Source organism: Blastococcus sp. SYSU D00669, from assembly GCF_054050715.1.
The window spans coordinates 71964-87979 of the sequence record NZ_JBJGZV010000020.1; the positions used below are offsets into that span (position 1 = coordinate 71964).

Here is a 16016-nt window from a genome sequence, read left to right on the forward strand (position 1 = left end):
CCGGGGGCCGGAGGCGACGCTCCGGCCCCCGGCGGTCAGCCGCTCAGCCCGTTGCGGTCCTCGTCGAGCCGGACCGTGGCGCCGGGCTCGTGCCGGGCCTGGTCGGCGACGGCCGCGGCCACCGCCTTGGCGACGGCGGGGTCGAACACGCTCGGGATGATGTAGTTGGCGTTGAGCTGGTCGTCCCGGACGACGGCGGCGAGCGCGTCGGCCGCGGCGAGCAGCATCCCGGTGCTGATCTCCGTGGCCTTCGCGTCGAGCAGGCCGCGGAAGACGCCGGGGAACGCCAGCACGTTGTTGATCTGGTTCGGCAGGTCGGAGCGGCCCGAGGCGACGACGGCGGCGTGCTGCCGCGCCCGCACCGGGTCGACCTCCGGGGTCGGGTTGGCCATCGGGAAGACCACCGCGCGCTCGTTCATGCGGGTGATGGCCTCGACCGGCAGCACGTTGGCCGCGCTGACGCCGATGAAGACGTCGGCGCCGTCGAGGGCCTCCGGCAGCTCCCCGCGGACGCACGCGGGGTTGGTGCGGCGCGCCAGCTCCAGCTTGGCGCCGGAGAGCCGCTCGTCGTCCGGCGAGAGGATGCCCTCGCGGTCCCAGACCAGCACCGAGCCGACGCCGGCCTCGAGCAGCAGCGACACGATGGCCGTGCCGGCCGCGCCGCCGCCGGCGACGACGACCTTCACCGACTCCAGCTGCTTGTCCACGACCCGCAGCGCGTTGCGCAGCGCGGCCAGGGCGACGATCGCCGTCCCGTGCTGGTCGTCGTGGAAGACCGGGATGTCGAGCTTCTCCCGCAGCCGGGCCTCGATCTCGAAGCAGCGCGGGGCGGCGATGTCCTCGAGGTTGATGCCGCCGAAGCCCGGTGCGATCAGCTCGACGGTGCGCACGATCTCGTCGACGTCCTGCGTGTCCAGGCAGATCGGCCAGGCGTCGATGTCCGCGAACCGCTTGAACAGCGCCGCCTTGCCCTCCATCACCGGCAGCGCGGCGCCCGGGCCGATGTCGCCGAGGCCCAGCACGGCCGAGCCGTCGGTGACGACGGCGACGCTGTTGCCCTTGACGGTCAGCCGGCGCACGTCCTCGGGGTGCTCGGCCAGCGCCAGGCAGACCCGCGCCACGCCGGGTGTGTAGGCCATCGAGAGGTCGTCGCGGGTCTTCAGCGGCACCTTCGAGGCGACCTCGAGCTTGCCGCCGAGGTGCAGGAGGAAGGTCCGGTCGCTGACCTTGCGGACCTTGACGCCGGGCACCCCGCGCAGCGCCTCGACCATCTCCTCGGAGTGCTTCGCGTCGGCCGCGGAGCACGTGACGTCGACCGTGAGGCCGTCGGGCCGGCTGTCCACCACGTCGATCGCGGTGACCGCGCCGCCGGCCGAGCCCACGGCGGTGGCGATGCGGCCGATGCTGGCCGGGTCGCCGTCGGCGGTGAGCCGGACGGTGATCGAGTAGGAGGCCGAGGTGACCGGGCCCCGCTGGGGCGGGGTCGCGGGTTCGCCCAGGTCGGTCGGGTCGCTGGTGGTGTCGATGCTCATGGCGTCCCACATGGTCCCACCGCCGCCCCGCCGAGGCGTCAGGCGGTTCCCACCGGCCCCAGCACCAGCTCCAGCCCCTCGTCGGCGGCGACGGCGAGCAGGGTGGCGTCGTCCAGCCCGCCGGAGTCCACCAGGGCGGCGACCGCCCGCTGCGGCCCGGCCGGGAAGGCGACGACGACCAGCCGGGACGGCGCCGACCCGCCGCGCCACGACCAGGGCGTCCCGCGCGGGCAGACGACGACCGAGCCGGGCGGGCGCGGCCGCTCGGGCTCGCTCCCCAGCGCGACGAGCGGGCACCCGTCGAGGACGACGAGGACCACGTCGGAGCCGCGGGCGCGGCACCGCCGCGGCAGGGCGCCGGCCGGGAGGGTGACGGTGGCCGCGCCGGGCGTGTTCTCCATGGGCCGCACCCTGCGCGCCGGCGCTGGTGGCCCGCTGGTCGCCGTCCACCAGCGGCCGACCAGCCCGCGACCAGCGGCGTCCCCGACGGTCGGTGCCGACACCACGGACCGAACCCGTCCCGGAGGACGACCCGCGATGACCACCACCCCGCACCTCGACCCGGCGACCGCCTCGCCGCCGCCGGGCCGCACCCCCTCGCCCTGGAAGGAGATCGGCGTCTTCCTCGGGACGACCGCCGCCCTCGTCGCCACGACCACCGGCGTCGCCGTCGCGCACGGCGCCGACGTCCGCCGCGTCGACGAGGCACCCCCGCTCGTCCAGGCGCTCCTCTTCGGCCAGGCGCTGATCCCGCTGCTGGCCGCCGTCGTGGCCCGGCTGGCCACCGGCGGGCTGCGCCGGCCGGGCTGGGGCTTCCGCCGCCCGTCGTGGCGCAGCCTGCTCACCGCCTGGCTCTGGGGCCTGCTGACCACGCTCGTCGGCGGGGCGCTGATCTGGGCCACCGGCCTCGGCGGGTTCCGCGACGAGGGGCTCGACGTGCAGGTGCTGCTCGGCCTGACCGTGCTCACGGTGCCCTACGTCCTGCTGGCCCTGGCCGAGGACATCGGCTGGCGGGGCGTGCTCGTCGAGCGGCTGGCCACCGTGTGCGGGCCGCGCACCGTGGTGCTGGTCAGCGGCATCCCGTGGGCGCTGTTCCACTGGGGCCTGGTGCTGTTCCTCGGCGGCACCCCGGCGGGCGTGCCGACCTGGTGGGCGCTGCTGTGCTTCAGCGTGGGCACCGTCGCCTTCGGCGCCGTGCTGGCCAGCATGCAGCTGCGCTGGGGCATCTGGCCGGGCGTCGTGGCGCACGCCGCGGTCAACGCCGTCCTGTACCACGTGCTGGACCCGCTGACCGGCGACACCGGCCCGACCGGCTGGTTCGCCACCGAGTCCGGCCTGTTCGGCACCCTCGCCCTCGTCGCCGGCGCCGCCCTGTGGCTGCGGTTCCTGCCGCTGGTCCGCCGGGCCGCCGGCGGCACGGAGGTCGTGCCGCGCCGCTGACGGGCGGGGCACCACCTACCCTCCGCAGCGTGGAGCTGCGGGTGGCCGTGCTCGGACCGACACGGGTCACCCGCGGCGGAGCCGACGAGGACCTCGGCGGGCGCAAGCCCGCCGAGGTCCTCGCGCTGCTGGCGGCGGCCGAGGGCCGGCAGGTGCCGGCCGACGCGCTGGCCGACCGGCTGTGGCGGGGCAGCCCGCCGGCCACCGCCGCGACCACGCTGCAGGGCTACGTCTCCCGGCTGCGGCGAGTGCTCGACCCCGGCCGCGGTGCCCGGGACGCGCAGGTGCTGGTCACCCGCGGCGACGGCTACGCCCTCGTCCTCGACCGCGCGGCCGTCGACGCCCACGCCTTCGCCGACCTGGTCCGCGAGGGGACGGCGGCCGACGACGCCACCGCCGTCCGGCTGCTGCCCGGGGCGCTCGCGCTGTGGCAGGACCGGCCCTACGCCGATGTCGCCGACGTGCCCGAGCTGGCCCCGGTCACCGTCCGGCTGGCCGAGCTGCGGCTCGCCGCCGTGGAGCGGCTGGCCGCCGCGCGGCTGGCCCTGGGCGGCGGGGCCGAGTCGGTGCCCGAGCTGGCCGAGCTGGCCGCCGCCGAGCCGCTGCGCGAGTCCACCGCGGCGCTGCTGGCCCGCGCGCTGCACCGCGCCGGCCGCCCCGGCGAGGCGCTGGACGTGCTGCGCCGGGTGCGCGAGCGGATCGCCGACGAGCTCGGTCTGGACCCCTCGCCCGAGCTGCGGGCGCTGGAGACGGGGCTGCTCCGTCAGGACCCGGCGCTGGCCCCGCCGCGGCCGGCGGCGGCCCGCACGGCCGACGGCTTCGTCGGCCGGCCCCGCGAGCTCGCCGCCCTCGCCGACGCCTGGGCCGTGGCCGGGCGGGGCGGCGGCACCGCCGTCGTCGTCACCGGCGAGCCGGGGATCGGCAAGACGCGGCTGGTCGAGGCCTTCGCCGCCCGCGCCCGCGCCGCCGCCCGCTGGGGCCGCTGCGCCGAGATCGGCGGCGCCCCGCCGTACTGGATGTGGCAGCAGGTGCTCGGCGGGCTGCCCGAGGGCGCCCTCGGCAGCGACGCCGGCGCCCGCTTCGCGCTCGGCCTCGACACCGCCCGCCGGCTGCGCGCGCTGGCCGGTCCGGGGCCGCTGCTCGTCGTCCTCGACGACCTCCAGTGGGCCGACCGCGACTCGCTGTCGGTGCTGGAGGTGGTGCTCTCCCAGCTGCACGACGCACCCGTGCTGCTGGCGATGACCTGCCGCGAGGAGGCCACCGGCCGGCCGGAGCTGACCCGCGTGCTCGGCCTGGCCGCCCGGCTGCCCGGTGCGCGGCGGCTGCGCCTCGCCGGCCTGGACGACGCCGAGGTCGCCGAGCTGGTGGCCCGGCTGGGCGTCGGCGCCGACGCGGCCCGCGTCCGCGCGGTCGCCGAGCGCTCCGCGGGCAACCCGTTCTTCGTCGGCGAGCTGGCCGCGCTCCCCGACGACCCGGCCACGGCCGTGCCCGCCGGCGTCCGCGACGTGCTGCGGCTGCGCCTGGACGGGCTCGACCCCGCGGCGCGGGCGGTGTTGGAGGTCGCGGCGGTGGCCGGCCGGGAGCTCTCGCTGGCCCTGCTCGGGGCGGTCGCCGCCGTCGACGGCGTCCCGGCGGCGCTGCGCGCGGGCCTGCTGGTCGAGCCGGCACCGGGGCGTGTGCGGATCGCGCACGACCTGGTGCGCGAGGCGCTGATGGCCGACCTGCCGCCGGCCCGCCGCGCCGGGCTGCACGGGCGGCTCGCCGACGCGCTCGAGGCCGGCCCCGCCGCGGCCACCTCGGCGTCGGCGATCGCCGTCCACCGCAGCGAGGCGGCCGCCGGTGCCGCCGACCCCGCCGCCGCGCAGGCCTGCCTGCGCGCCGCGCGCGAGGCGCTGGACCGGGCCGGCGCCGACGACGCCGCGCGGCTGGCCGAGCGGGGCCTGCGGCACGCGCCGCAGGCCGGGACGGAGCTGACCGCCGACCTGGAGCTCGTCCGCGGGTCGGCGCTGCGCCGGCTCGGTCTCATCGAGGCGAGCGGCGCGGCCCTGCGCGCCGCCGCCGACGCCGCCCGCCGCGCCGGTGACGCCGCCCGCCTGGCCCGGGCCGCGATCGCCTCCGCCGGCGGCGGGCTGGGCGGCTACTGGGCCACGTTCGGCTCGCTGGCCGCCACGGACGTCGGCCTGCTGGAGGACGCCGCCGCGCGTGCCGACGACCTGCCCGCGGAGCTCGGCTCGGCGGTGCTGGCCGCGCTCGCCGTGCAGCGGGCGTCGGTGGGCCGCTCCGGCGGGCGGGAGCTCGCGGCGCGCGCGCTGGCCGTGGCGTCGTCGTCCCCCGCCCGGTCGCGGGCCGCGGTCGCCCGGTTCGTCGCCGACTGGTCGCCCCGGCACGCCCCCGAGCGGGTCGAGCTGGCGCGGTCGCTGGTGCGCGACGCCGCCGGCGACCCGGTGGCCGAGGCGACCGGGCTGCACCTGCTGCGCTGCGCGCTGGTCGAGACGGTGCAGGCCGAGGAGGCGGCGGCGGTGTCGCGGCGGTTCACCGAGGTGGCCACCCGCCGCGGCGACGGCGACCTGCTGCTGCTCGACGCCTGGTGGCGCTCGGGCCTGGCGCTGGCGCGCGGCGAGACCGACGAGGCCCGGCGGGTGGCCGACGGCGCCGTCGCCGACGCGCCGGCCACCTCGCCGGCCGCGGCGGACGTGACCCGCATGTCGCGGCAGACCGTCGAGGGCATCGCCGCCTGGCACGAGCACCGGCTGCCCGACGTCGTCCCCGCGGCCGTCGACCTGGCCGCGACGGTGGACCCCGACTGGCTCGGCGTCCTCGCCCAGGCGCACGCGCAGGCCGGACGGCGCGACGCGGCGCTGGCCGCCGTCGACCGGCTGCTCGCCCACCCCGGCGAGGGCGTGCGCGCCACCTACCGCGCGGTGGTGCTCGCCGACGTGTACCTCGAGCTGGGCGAGGCCGAGCGGGCGGCCACCGTGCTGCCCGAGCTGGAGAGCTACGGCGACACCGTCGTCGTCCTGTGGGCCGGCTGGCCAGTGCTGGGCCCGACGGCGCTCTACCGCGGCGGGCTGCGGGCGCTGCGTGGCGAGCCGGGCGCCGCCGCCGAGCTGGAGCGCGCGCTGGAGATCTGCGAGCTCTTCGGGTTCCGGCCCTACGCCGCCCGGGCGCGGGCGCTGCTGGCCCTCAGCTCCGGACGCCGATGACCTGCAGGTACGTGTTGGGCACCAGGACGCCGGGCGAACCCCGGCTGTAGCTGCCCCACATGTCCACGAACTCGTCGTGGAAGGCCTGCCGGCCGGCCTCGTCGAGCCGCTCCCAGGCGACCCGCACCGGGGCGTACCACTCGACGTAGCGGTGCCACTGCTCCTCGACCGACGGCGCGGTGAAGTCCACCGTCCGCTCGGTGTAGCGCAGCGACACCCCACGGCGACCCAGCAGCTGGTCCACCCCGGCGCGGGTGCCCCAGCGGAGCAGGTCCCCCGGGTGGTCGCGGGGGTCGTGCCGGCGGATCAGCTCCAGGAGCTTGCCCCCCGGCGCCTCCGGCACCCACGAGGTCAGCCCGAACCGGCCGCCGGGCCGCAGCACGCGGACCAGCTCGGCGGCCGCCCGCTCGGCGTCGGCGGCGAAGACGAGGCCGAGCGTGGAGGTGACGACGTCGAAGGAGCCGTCGTCGTAGGGCAGCGCCTGGGCGTCGGCGACCTCCGTGTCGAAGCGCAGCCCCTCCACCTCGGCCCGGCGGCGGGCGTGCTCCAGCAGCTCGGGGACGACGTCGGTGCAGAGCACGTCGGCGTCGCGGCGGGCCGCGGCCAGGGCGGTGTTGCCGGTGCCGCCGCCGATGTCCAGCAATCGCTCGCCGGGCCGGACCTGCAGGTCGGCGACGAGCTGCTCGCTGGCGGGCACCAGGCGGACCCCCACGCGCTGGTAGTCGCCGACCGACCACAGCTCGCGGACCCGCTCGGCACCGGGGGCGGTGGCCGGGGACGTCATGCCCGCAGTGTGCTCCGGCTCGCACCGGGCTGACCACCTCCTGCAGCCGCGGACGGATCAGAGCTGGTTGATCCGGATCAGGTTGCCGGCGGGGTCGCGGAAGGCGCAGTCGCGGACGCCGTAGTCCTGGTCCATCGGCTCCTGCAGCATCTCGGCGCCGCCGGCCTCGAACCGCGCGAAGGTGGCGTCGAGGTCGTCGCTGGCGAGGGTGACCGCCGCGTAGTTGCCCTTGGCGATCAGCTCGAGGACGGTCCGCCGCTCGTCGTCGGTGATCGTGGGGTCGGCCGCGGGCGGGTGCAGCACGATCGACGTGTCCGGCTGGTCGGGCGGGCCGACGGTGATCCAGCGCATGTCGCCGTACCCGACGTCCTTGCGCACCTCGAAGCCGAGGACGTCGCGGTAGAAGACCAGCGACGCCTCCGGGTCGGTGTGCGGCAGGAAGGTGTAGTGGATGATCACGCTCATGCCGGCCACGCTAGGTGCGGCGCTCAGCTGCGGGCTTCTCGATCCCTGACCGGTCGGGTGACCTGCTTGGCCAGGCACGGCGGGATGCCCGCGCCGTCGCGCGCGGCGCGCTCCCGGTAGGTGCTGGGGGGCATGCCGACCAGCTCGCTGAAGCGGGTGCTGAAGGTGCCGAGCGACCCGTAGCCGACCGCGAAGCAGATCTCGGTGATGGTGAGGCCGCCCCGCCTCAGCAGCGTCATCGCGCGCTCGATGCGGCGGGTCATCAGGTAGGCGTACGGCGACTCGCCGTACGCCCGCCGGAATTCCCGGCTCAGATGGCCCGCCGACATGTGCACCCCGCGGGCGAGCGCCTCGACGTCCAGCGGCTCGGCGTACTCCCGGTCGATCCGGTCGCGCACGCGCCGCAGCCGCACCAGGTCGGCCAGCTGCTGCGGGGCGGGTCCACCGGGCACCGGCAGATGCTAGGCGGTGAGGAACGCGGTCACGGCCGGCGCGAGCACCTCGGGCGGCACGACGTGCCCCTCCCCCTCGAGGCGCCGGAACCGCCCGTCGGGCAGGAGCTCCGCCAGCCGCCGTCCCACCTCGACCAGGAACGGCAGGTCGGCCCCGCCGACCAGGACGAGGCCCGGCCGGGCTGCCCGGACCGCCAGGTCCTCGGGTACCGCACCGCCGCGCTCGACGTCACCCATGACGGCGGAGTCGTAGGCCAGGGTCGGCGCCACGGCCAGCAGGCGCGCCCACGCCGGGGAGCCGCGGAGCTCGGCGAGCGCGTCCGCGGGCATGCCGGTGCCGAGGAACCACGTCTCGAGGGCCTCCGCCCGCCGGTCCGCCCGCAGCAGCTCGCCCAGCGTCGTGGCGAACGCGCGGGCCTCCTCCCGGGCCGCGGGGTCGTCCGGTGAGTAGGGCGGGTCGTGGAGGACGAACCGGTCGACGGGCAGCCCCGCGGCGACGGCCCGCAGCACCAGCGCCGCCCCCGACGAGTGCCCGTACAGGTGCGCCGGGGCCCCGGCCCGGTCGACCAGCGCGGCCAGGTCCTCGATCTCGCGCTCGACCGCGTACGGGAGGGTGTCGCCGCTGTCGCCCCGGCCGCGGCGGTCGTGGACGAACGTCGTGAAGTGCGCGCCGAGGGCCCGGGCGGTGGGCCGCAGCACGGCGCGGTCGCACGTCGCGCCGCCGACCGCGATCAGCGCGGGTCCCCGTCCGGTCGTCTCGTACGCGATGACCGTCCCGTCGGCCGATCGCACCGTGTCGTGGGTCATGCAGGGCCGACGCCGTCGGGCGCGGGAACTCATCGCACCGGGTAGGGACGGCGCATGGGTGCTCGCAACGCGGCGGTCGCGGCGACGGACCGGTGGACCGATCCGGACGGGATCCGGCGGCCGGCCGGCGAGGTGCACGCGTGGGAACCGGGGCGCAACGAGACGGCCTGCGGGCTGTCCCTGAGCCGGTCGCGGCTCACCCGGTTCCCGCACGTGAGCTGGGCCGACGCCCAGCCGGAGTCGGGCCGGCACGCCGACGAGGTGCAGGCGGTGTGCCGGCGCTGCCGGGCCGCCCTGGGTGGACGGCGGGACGAGAAGGGCTGGACGCGGACCAACCCGCGCCCGTGACCCGTCAGGCCGCGGGCAGCTCGAGCGTGTGCGCGGTGTGGTCGCGCTTGGTCGCCAGGTAGCGCGCGTTCGCGGCGGAGACGTGCACGCCGGTCGGCACGCGCTCGGCGACGGTGACGCCGAGGAGGTCGAGCTGGGCGGCCTTGTCGGGGTTGTTCGACAGCAGGCGGACCCGGTCGGCACCGACGGCGGCCAGCATCTGGGCGGCGGCGGTGTAGTCGCGCTCGTCCTCGCCGTGGCCGAGGGCGCGGTTGGCCTCGTAGGTGTCGAGGCCGGCGTCCTGCAGGGCGTAGGCGTCGAGCTTGGCGTACAGGCCGATGCCCCGGCCCTCCTGCCGCAGGTAGAGCAGGAAGCCCCCCGCGTCGGTGATCCGCTCGGCCGCCTCGCGCAGCTGCGGCCCGCAGTCGCAGCGCTCGGAGCCGAAGACGTCGCCGGTGAGGCACTCGCTGTGCGGCCGCACCAGCGGCGCCTCGCCGCCGGCCGCCGACCGCGTGAGCGCCGCCCGCCAGTCGCCCAGGCCGAGCAGCAGGTGCTCCTCGCCGTCGGCCAGGCCGGTGAAGGTGAAGACGTCGGCGGAGGTGGCGTAGCCGTCGGGGAACCGCAGCGGCACGGTCACCTGCGTGCGCACCGCGACGGGCGGGCTCACGGGCAGGACGGCGACGGGGAGGTCGGCGAGGCTCATGGGGCGGGTCTCCGGTCGGGCAGAGAAAGTTGTTGCTTCAACTGTGTCCTCCCAGACCGTAGCCCGCGGTTGTTGTCGCTGCAAGCATTTCTCTGGGAGACTCCTCCCCGTGGACGTGCGGTGGCTGAGCGACGAGGAGCGGGCGGCGTGGGTCCGCCTGATCGCCGTGGTCGAGCTGCTGCCCGGCGCGCTCGACGGCCAGCTGCGCCGCGACGCCCAGCTGTCCAACTTCGAGTACTTCGTGCTGGCGATGCTGTCCGAGTCGCCGGAGCACACCCTGCGCATGACCGAGCTCGCGGCACGCACCAACGCGACGCTGCCCCGGCTCTCGCACGTGGTGAGCCGGCTGGAGGACCGCGGCCTGGTGGCGCGCAACCCCTGCGCCTGGGACCGCCGGGCGACCAACGCCCGCCTCACCGAGACCGGCTGGCGCACGCTGCGGGAGGCGGCCCCGCAGCACGTCGAGCACGTGCGGCGCACGGTCATCGACGCGCTGACCCCCGAGCAGATCACCCAGCTCTCCGGGATCGCCGAGGCGATCCTCGGCCGGCTGGACCCCGACGGGAAGGTGACCGCCCGCGGCGTCAGCGAGCGCTGAGCCGCGGTGGCGGGCCGGCCGCGCCTCCGCCGGCCCAGCGCACGAGCGCGGCCACGGCGACGCCGTGCGGCGGGTCGGCCGCGTAGGGGGCGAGGTTGCCCGCGCCGCGCTCGATCAGCGTGGCCGCACCGGTGGCGTTGCCTCGGGCGGCGTGGGTGAGCCCGACGGCGAGCTGGGCCAGGCCGCGCCAGAGCCGCCGCTCGGCGTCGGGCGCGCTCTTCCAGGCGTCCTCGAGCACCTCGTGGGCGTGGAACGGGCGGCCGGCGTCGAGCAGCGCCTGCGCCTCGGCGAGGGCCGCCTCGGGCGTGCGGACGACGCCCTCCGGCGCGCGCTCCTCGCCCACCGCGCCGTAGGGCAGCGGCCGACCCAGCGCGTCCCGCGGCCGGGCGTTGCGGGCCCGGCCGGCGTCGTCGCGGTCGCGATCGGTGCCGGCATCCACGGACCGATCCTCTCCCGAACACCGTTCAGCCACCGAACGTGTCAGAGGGTCTTGCTCCACTGGCGCAGCGGTGGAGGATGGACGACGAGGACGGCCACGCTCGCAGGGCCGCCCCCGCACCGACCCGCGGTCGAACGCTGACCGGTCCGGACCTGGAGGGGGTGGGGCCCCGTGGCCCCCGTTCCGCGCACGTGCCCAGCTGTGTTCCGCTCCGACCTCGACGAGGCCGTCGAGCACGTCACCCGTGCCGCGCTGCGGCCGGGGCCGGTCGGCCGGGTCGGCCTCGAGCTGGAGGGCCACCTGGTCGACCTGGCCGGTCCCGGGCGGCGGGTGACCTGGCCGCGGATCCGCGCCGCCGTCGACGGGCTGGGGCCGCTGCCCGGGGGCAGCCGGCTGACCCTGGAGCCCGGCGGGCAGGTGGAGCTGTCCGGCCCGCCGCTGCCCGACGTGGCCGCCGCGGTGGCGGCGCTGCGCGCCGACCGGCGGGTCCTGCTCGCGACGCTGGCCCGCGGGGGGCTGGGCGTCGCGTCGGTGGGCACCGATCCGCTGCGCCCGTCCGGCCGCGTGCACCCGGGTGCCCGCTACGCGGCCATGGAGGCGCACTGGGCCGCCGTCGGCTGCACCGCTCCCGGGCTGGCGATGATGACGTCGACGGCGTCGCTGCAGGTGAACCTGGAGGCCGGGCCGGCGGCCGGCTGGAGCGAGCGGGTGGCGCTGGCCCACCAGCTCGGGCCGGTGCTCATCGCCGTCTCGGCCTGCTCGCCCCTGCTGTCCGGCCGGCGCACGGGGTGGCGCTCCAGCCGGCAGAAGGTCTGGGGCGAGATCGACCAGGCCCGCTGCGGGCCGCTGCTCGGCGGCGCCGACCCGGCCGGCGAGTGGGCCGCGTACGCGCTGTCCGCGCCGGTGATGCTCGTCCGCGACGACGACGGCGGCGCCGTCCCGGTGCGCACCCGCACGGCCTTCGCCGACTGGCTCACCGGCGAGGACGACCTCGGCCGCCGGCCGACGACGGCGGACCTCGACTACCACCTGACCACGCTGTTCCCGCCGGTGCGCCCGCGCGGCTTCCTGGAGATCCGCTACCTCGACGCCGCCCCCGAGCCGTGGTGGCCGGCGCTCGCCGCGGTCACCGCGACGCTGCTCGACGACCCGGTCGCCGCCGGTCTCGCGCGGGCCGCGAGCGCCCCGGTCGCCGGTGCGTGGGACCGCGCCGCCCGCGACGGCCTGGCCGACCCCGCCCTGCGGCTGGCCGCGGCCGGCTGCCTGGCCGCGGCGGTCGACCGCGTCCCCGCCGTCCTCCGGCCGGAGGTCGAGGCGCTGGCGGCGCTCGCGGAGCGGGGGCGCAGCCCCGGCGACGCCGTCCTCGCCGCTGCCGCCCGGGGCGGCCCCGTCGCCGCGCTGCTGTCCGCCACCGAGACCCTGGAGGCCTCGTGACCCTCGCCGACGACCTGGCGCGAGAGCTGACCACCGCCCGCGACCGCACCCTGCTGCTCACCGACCACGACGAGCCCGAGCTGCTGCGCCAGCACGACCCGCTGATGAGCCCGTTGGTCTGGGACCTGGCGCACATCGGCCAGCAGGAGGACCTCTGGCTGCTGCGCCGCGGCGACGGCCGCCGCGAGGGGCTGCTGCCGCCGTCGGTGGAGGCGCTCTACGACGCGTTCACCCACCCGCGCGCCGTGCGCGACAAGCTGCCCCTGCTCCCGCCGGTCGAGGCGCGGTCGTTCTGCGCCGAGGTGCGCGGCCGGGTCCTGGACCGGCTGGACTCCCTGGGCGCGGACGACGACCCGTTCGACTTCGCGATGGTGGTCAGCCACGAACAGCAGCACGACGAGACGATGCTGCAGGCGCTGCAGCTGCGGTCGGGCCCGCCGCTGCTCGGCCGCGGCGCCCCCCTGCCGGCCGGGCGGCCCGGCGTGGCCGGCACGTCGGTGCTGGTCCCCGGCGGCGAGTTCGTGCTCGGCGTCGACGCCGCCGACGAACCGTTCTCGCTCGACAACGAGCGGCCGGCGCACGTGGTCGACGTCCCGGCGTTCCGCATCGGCCGGGTGCCGGTGACCAACGCCGAGTACGCGCGGTTCGTCGCCGACGGCGGGTACGCCGAGCCCCGCTGGTGGTCCGCGCGCGGCTGGGCGCACCGGGTCGAGGCCGGCCTGGAACGGCCGCAGTTCTGGCGCGCCGACGGCAGCCGCACCCGCTTCGGCGTCGTCGAGGACGTCCCGCCCGACGAGCCGGTGCAGCACGTGACCTTCTTCGAGGCCGAGGCGTACGCGGCCTGGGCGGGCGCCCGGCTGCCCACCGAGGTCGAGTGGGAGAAGGCGGCGGTCTGGGACCCGGCGACCGGCCGCCGGCGCCGGTTCCCGTGGGGGTCCACCGAGCCGACGGCGGCGCTGGCCAACCTCGGCGGCACCGCCCTGCGCCCGGCGCCGGTGGGCGCCTATCCGGCGAGCGCCTCCCCGTGCGGCGCGGAGCAGCTGCTCGGCGACGTCTGGGAGTGGACGTCCTCGCCGTTCCGGCCGTGGCCCGGCTTCCGCCCGATGCTCTACGCGCAGTACTCCGAGCCGTTCTTCGACGGCGACTACCGCGTGCTGCGCGGCGGCTCCTGGGCGGTGGCGCCGTCGATCCTGCGGCCCAGCTTCCGCAACTGGGACCACCCGGTGCGCCGGCAGGTCTTCAGCGGCATCCGCCTGGCCTGGGACGTCTGAGCATGTGCCGGCACCTCGCCTGGCTCGGCCGGCCGCGCACCCTGGCGGCGCTGGTCCTCGAGCCGCCGTCGTCGCTGCTCGTGCAGTCCTACGCGCCGCGGCGGCAGCGCTACGGCACGGTCAACGCCGACGGCTGGGGGATCGGGTTCTACGTGCCCGGCCGCACCGAGCCCGCCCGCTGGCGCTCGGCCCGGCCGTTGTGGGGCGACGCCTCGTTCGCCTCGGTGGCCCCCGCGGTCGCTAGCGGCTGCGTGCTGGCGGCGGTCCGCTCGGCGACGGTCGGCATGCCGATCGAGGAGTCGGCGGCCGCGCCGTTCACCGACGGCCGCTGGCTGCTCTCGCACAACGGGCGGGTCGACCGGGCGGCGCTGCCGCCGGCGCGCGCGGCCGAGTCGACGGTCGACAGCGCGCTGCTGGCCGCGCTGGTGTTCGAGCGCGGCGTCGACCGGCTGGCCGCGACGGTCGCCGAGGTCGCCGCCGCCGACCCGGCCGCCCGGCTCAACCTGCTGGCCACCGACGGCGGCCGGCTGCTCGCCACGACCTGGGGCGACACCCTGTCGGTCCTGACCACCGACGACGGCGTCGCGCTGGCCAGCGAACCCTGGGACGACGACCCCGGCTGGACCGACGTCCCCGACCGGCACCTGGTCGTGGTGACCCCCGACGGCGTCTCGACGGAGGAGATCGCGTGCAGCTGACCTACCACCTCGACCCCGACGACGCGGCCGCCGCGCTGCGCGCCGACGCCCTCGCCGGGCTGACCGCGACGCCGAAGACCCTGCCCCCGCGCTGGTTCTACGACGAGCGGGGCAGCGAGCTGTTCGACGCGATCACGCGGCTGCCCGAGTACTACCCCACCCGCGCCGAGCGGGCGATCCTCGAGGCGCGGGCCGGTGAGATCGCCGCGGCGTCCGGCGCCGACGTGCTGGTCGAGCTGGGCAGTGGCACGTCGGAGAAGACCCGGCTGCTGCTCACCGCGCTGCGCGAGGCGGGGACGCTGCGCCGGTTCGTGCCCTTCGACGTCGACCCGTCGGTGCTGCAGGCGGCCGGCGCGGCGCTGGCGCAGGAGTACCCCGGCCTGGAGCTCGAGGGCGTCGTCGGCGACTTCACCCGGCACCTGGGCGAGCTGCCGCGCTCCGGCCGCCGGCTGGTGGCCTTCCTCGGCTCCACCATCGGCAACCTCGAGCCGGCCGAGCGCCGCGCCTTCCTCGCCGAGCTCGCGAGCACGCTGCACCCCGGCGACGCCTTCCTGCTCGGCACCGACCTGGTCAAGGACGCCGGCCGGCTGGTCCGCGCCTACGACGACGCGGCCGGCGTGACGGCGGAGTTCAACCGCAACGTGCTCGCCGTCCTCGACCGCGAGCTCAAGGCCGACTTCGACCCCGACGCCTTCACCCACGTGGCGCTCTGGGACGCCGAACGGGAGTGGATCGAGATGCGGCTGCGCTCGACCCGCGACCAGGTGGTCACCGTGGCCGAGCTGGACCTGGAGGTGCCGTTCGCCGCCGGGGAGGAGTTGCGCACCGAGATCTCGGCGAAGTTCCGCCGGGAGGGCGTCGAGCGCGAGCTGGCCGCGGCCGGGCTGACCATGACGCACTGGTGGACCGACCCGGTCGGGGACTTCGGCCTCAGCCTGTCCGTCCCGTCCTGACCCCGGGAAGTTCCGCGCTCGACCGCATCCAGGTGCGGGGGGCCGCCGGAAGGAGCGGGTGACAGACCCCCCTCCGACCCGGAAGGAACCCCCGTGACCCGGACCCGCACGGTCGCGCTCGCCGCCGGTGCCGCCGGCGCGCTGCTCGTGCTCGGCGCCCCTCCGGCGGCAGCGGCTGACACCGCCACCGTCTCCGTGCTCCACGCCGTCCCCGACACCCCGGTGGACGTCTACGCCAACGGCCAGGAGCTCATCCCCGACTTCCAGCCCGGCACGCTCACCGACCCGCTCGAGCTCCCGGCCGGCACGTACGACCTGGACATCTACCCGGCGGGCTCCGACCCGGCGACCACGCAGCCGGCGATCAGCGCCGACGGCGTCCAGGTCCCGGCCGGCGCCAACGCCACGGTGGTGGCCCACCTCGGCGAGGACGGCACCCCGCGGCTCACGCCGTTCGTCAACGACACCTCCGCCGTCCCGGCCGGGCAGGCGCGGGTGGTCGTGCGGCACACCGCGGCCGCGCCGGCCGTCGACGTGCGGGCCGGCGGGACCTCGGTGATCCAGGGGCTGACCAACCCGGACGAGCAGTCGCTGACCGTGCCGGCCGGCACCGTGAGCGCCGACGTCGTCCTGGCCGGCACCGACACGGTGGCGATCGGCCCGGCCGACCTCTCGCTGGCCGAGGGCGCCACCACCGTCGTCTACGCGTGGGGCTCGCAGGAGGCCGGTTACGAGCTGGCCGTCCAGACGCTGACCGGCGGGCACTCCGCGCCGTCCGGCGTCCCGGGCGGCAGCGCCGGCCTGGTCGACGACGACCTGCCGCTGCCCCTGACCGGGGTCGCGCTGGCCGGTCTGGTCGCCGCCGCCCTCACCGGCCGCCGGCTCCTCGCCGGCCGCGCCTGAGGACGAC

17 protein-coding genes are annotated in these 16016 nt (G+C 77.4%); 9 read left to right on the forward strand and 8 right to left on the reverse strand.

Annotated elements, in window-relative coordinates:
• Positions 1–35 precede the first annotated feature (35 nt).
• Positions 36–1532 (reverse strand): malic enzyme-like NAD(P)-binding protein, encoded by a 1497-nt coding sequence (locus ACI8AF_RS15430; protein WP_456540608.1) that lies wholly within the window; start codon positions 1530–1532, stop codon positions 36–38.
• A gap of 38 nt (positions 1533–1570) precedes the next feature.
• Positions 1571–1933, reverse strand: coding sequence for a cupin domain-containing protein (locus ACI8AF_RS15435; protein ID WP_456540609.1), 363 nt, complete (start codon positions 1931–1933; stop codon positions 1571–1573).
• Between the two features lie 136 nt (positions 1934–2069).
• Between ACI8AF_RS15435 and ACI8AF_RS15440 the strand changes: the two genes are divergently transcribed.
• Both ACI8AF_RS15440 and ACI8AF_RS15445 read left to right on the forward strand, forming a co-directional pair.
• The gene (locus ACI8AF_RS15440) at positions 2070–2972 is read left to right on the forward strand and encodes a CPBP family glutamic-type intramembrane protease (protein ID WP_456540610.1); all 903 of its coding nucleotides are present in this window, start codon (positions 2070–2072) and stop codon (positions 2970–2972) included.
• A gap of 29 nt (positions 2973–3001) precedes the next feature.
• Positions 3002–6175 (forward strand): BTAD domain-containing putative transcriptional regulator, encoded by a 3174-nt coding sequence (locus ACI8AF_RS15445; protein WP_456540611.1) that lies wholly within the window; start codon positions 3002–3004, stop codon positions 6173–6175.
• On the opposite strand, the gene ACI8AF_RS15450 is transcribed toward ACI8AF_RS15445, so the two are convergent.
• From ACI8AF_RS15450 to ACI8AF_RS15465, 4 genes are read right to left on the reverse strand one after another with little or no spacing between them, the layout of a single operon-like run.
• Complete coding sequence (locus tag ACI8AF_RS15450; protein ID WP_456540612.1) at positions 6156–6959, reverse strand: class I SAM-dependent methyltransferase; 804 nt, start codon at positions 6957–6959, stop codon at positions 6156–6158. The genes ACI8AF_RS15445 and ACI8AF_RS15450 overlap by 20 nt on opposite strands.
• Positions 6960–7016: 57 nt before the next feature.
• On the reverse strand, positions 7017–7424 hold the full coding sequence (locus ACI8AF_RS15455; RefSeq protein WP_456540613.1) for a VOC family protein: 408 nt from the start codon (positions 7422–7424) through the stop codon (positions 7017–7019).
• Between the two features lie 23 nt (positions 7425–7447).
• Positions 7448–7876 (reverse strand): helix-turn-helix transcriptional regulator, encoded by a 429-nt coding sequence (locus ACI8AF_RS15460; RefSeq protein ID WP_456540614.1) that lies wholly within the window; start codon positions 7874–7876, stop codon positions 7448–7450.
• Between the two features lie 9 nt (positions 7877–7885).
• A complete protein-coding gene (locus ACI8AF_RS15465) occupies positions 7886–8683 on the reverse strand; it encodes an alpha/beta fold hydrolase (RefSeq protein ID WP_456540615.1) in 798 nt (265 codons plus the stop codon).
• Between the two features lie 54 nt (positions 8684–8737).
• Between ACI8AF_RS15465 and ACI8AF_RS15470 the strand changes: the two genes are divergently transcribed.
• Positions 8738–9031 (forward strand): hypothetical protein, encoded by a 294-nt coding sequence (locus ACI8AF_RS15470; protein ID WP_456540616.1) that lies wholly within the window; start codon positions 8738–8740, stop codon positions 9029–9031.
• A 4-nt stretch (positions 9032–9035) separates the two neighbouring features.
• Here ACI8AF_RS15470 and ACI8AF_RS15475 read toward each other — a convergent pair whose 3' ends face one another.
• Positions 9036–9713, reverse strand: coding sequence for a GTP cyclohydrolase II (locus ACI8AF_RS15475; RefSeq protein ID WP_456540617.1), 678 nt, complete (start codon positions 9711–9713; stop codon positions 9036–9038).
• A 109-nt stretch (positions 9714–9822) separates the two neighbouring features.
• Here ACI8AF_RS15475 and ACI8AF_RS15480 point away from each other — a divergent pair, with 109 nt between their 5' ends.
• A complete protein-coding gene (locus ACI8AF_RS15480; RefSeq protein WP_456540618.1) occupies positions 9823–10311 on the forward strand; it encodes a MarR family winged helix-turn-helix transcriptional regulator in 489 nt (162 codons plus the stop codon).
• Here the strand turns inward: ACI8AF_RS15480 and ACI8AF_RS15485 are convergent.
• Positions 10298–10750, reverse strand: a complete 453-nt coding sequence (locus tag ACI8AF_RS15485; protein WP_456540619.1) for a DUF309 domain-containing protein — start codon at positions 10748–10750, stop codon at positions 10298–10300. The two genes, ACI8AF_RS15480 and ACI8AF_RS15485, sit on opposite strands and share 14 nt — an antisense overlap.
• Before the next feature lie 201 nt (positions 10751–10951).
• Here ACI8AF_RS15485 and egtA point away from each other — a divergent pair, with 201 nt between their 5' ends.
• The 5 genes from egtA (at position 10952) to ACI8AF_RS15510 (ending at position 16009) form a co-directional block, all read left to right on the forward strand.
• Positions 10952–12184, forward strand: coding sequence for an ergothioneine biosynthesis glutamate--cysteine ligase EgtA (gene egtA, locus ACI8AF_RS15490; RefSeq protein ID WP_456540620.1), 1233 nt, complete (start codon positions 10952–10954; stop codon positions 12182–12184).
• On the forward strand, positions 12181–13455 hold the full coding sequence (gene egtB, locus ACI8AF_RS15495; RefSeq protein WP_456540621.1) for an ergothioneine biosynthesis protein EgtB: 1275 nt from the start codon (positions 12181–12183) through the stop codon (positions 13453–13455). Before egtA ends, egtB begins: the two co-directional genes overlap by 4 nt.
• A 2-nt stretch (positions 13456–13457) precedes the next feature.
• Entirely contained in the window at positions 13458–14153 is a 696-nt protein-coding gene (gene egtC, locus ACI8AF_RS15500) for an ergothioneine biosynthesis protein EgtC (protein ID WP_456540622.1), read from the forward strand.
• Entirely contained in the window at positions 14144–15106 is a 963-nt protein-coding gene (gene egtD, locus ACI8AF_RS15505) for an L-histidine N(alpha)-methyltransferase (RefSeq protein ID WP_456540623.1), read from the forward strand. The genes egtC and egtD overlap by 10 nt, the downstream gene beginning before the upstream one ends.
• A gap of 93 nt (positions 15107–15199) precedes the next feature.
• A complete protein-coding gene (locus ACI8AF_RS15510) occupies positions 15200–16009 on the forward strand; it encodes a DUF4397 domain-containing protein (RefSeq protein WP_456540624.1) in 810 nt (269 codons plus the stop codon).
• Positions 16010–16016 lie beyond the last annotated feature (7 nt).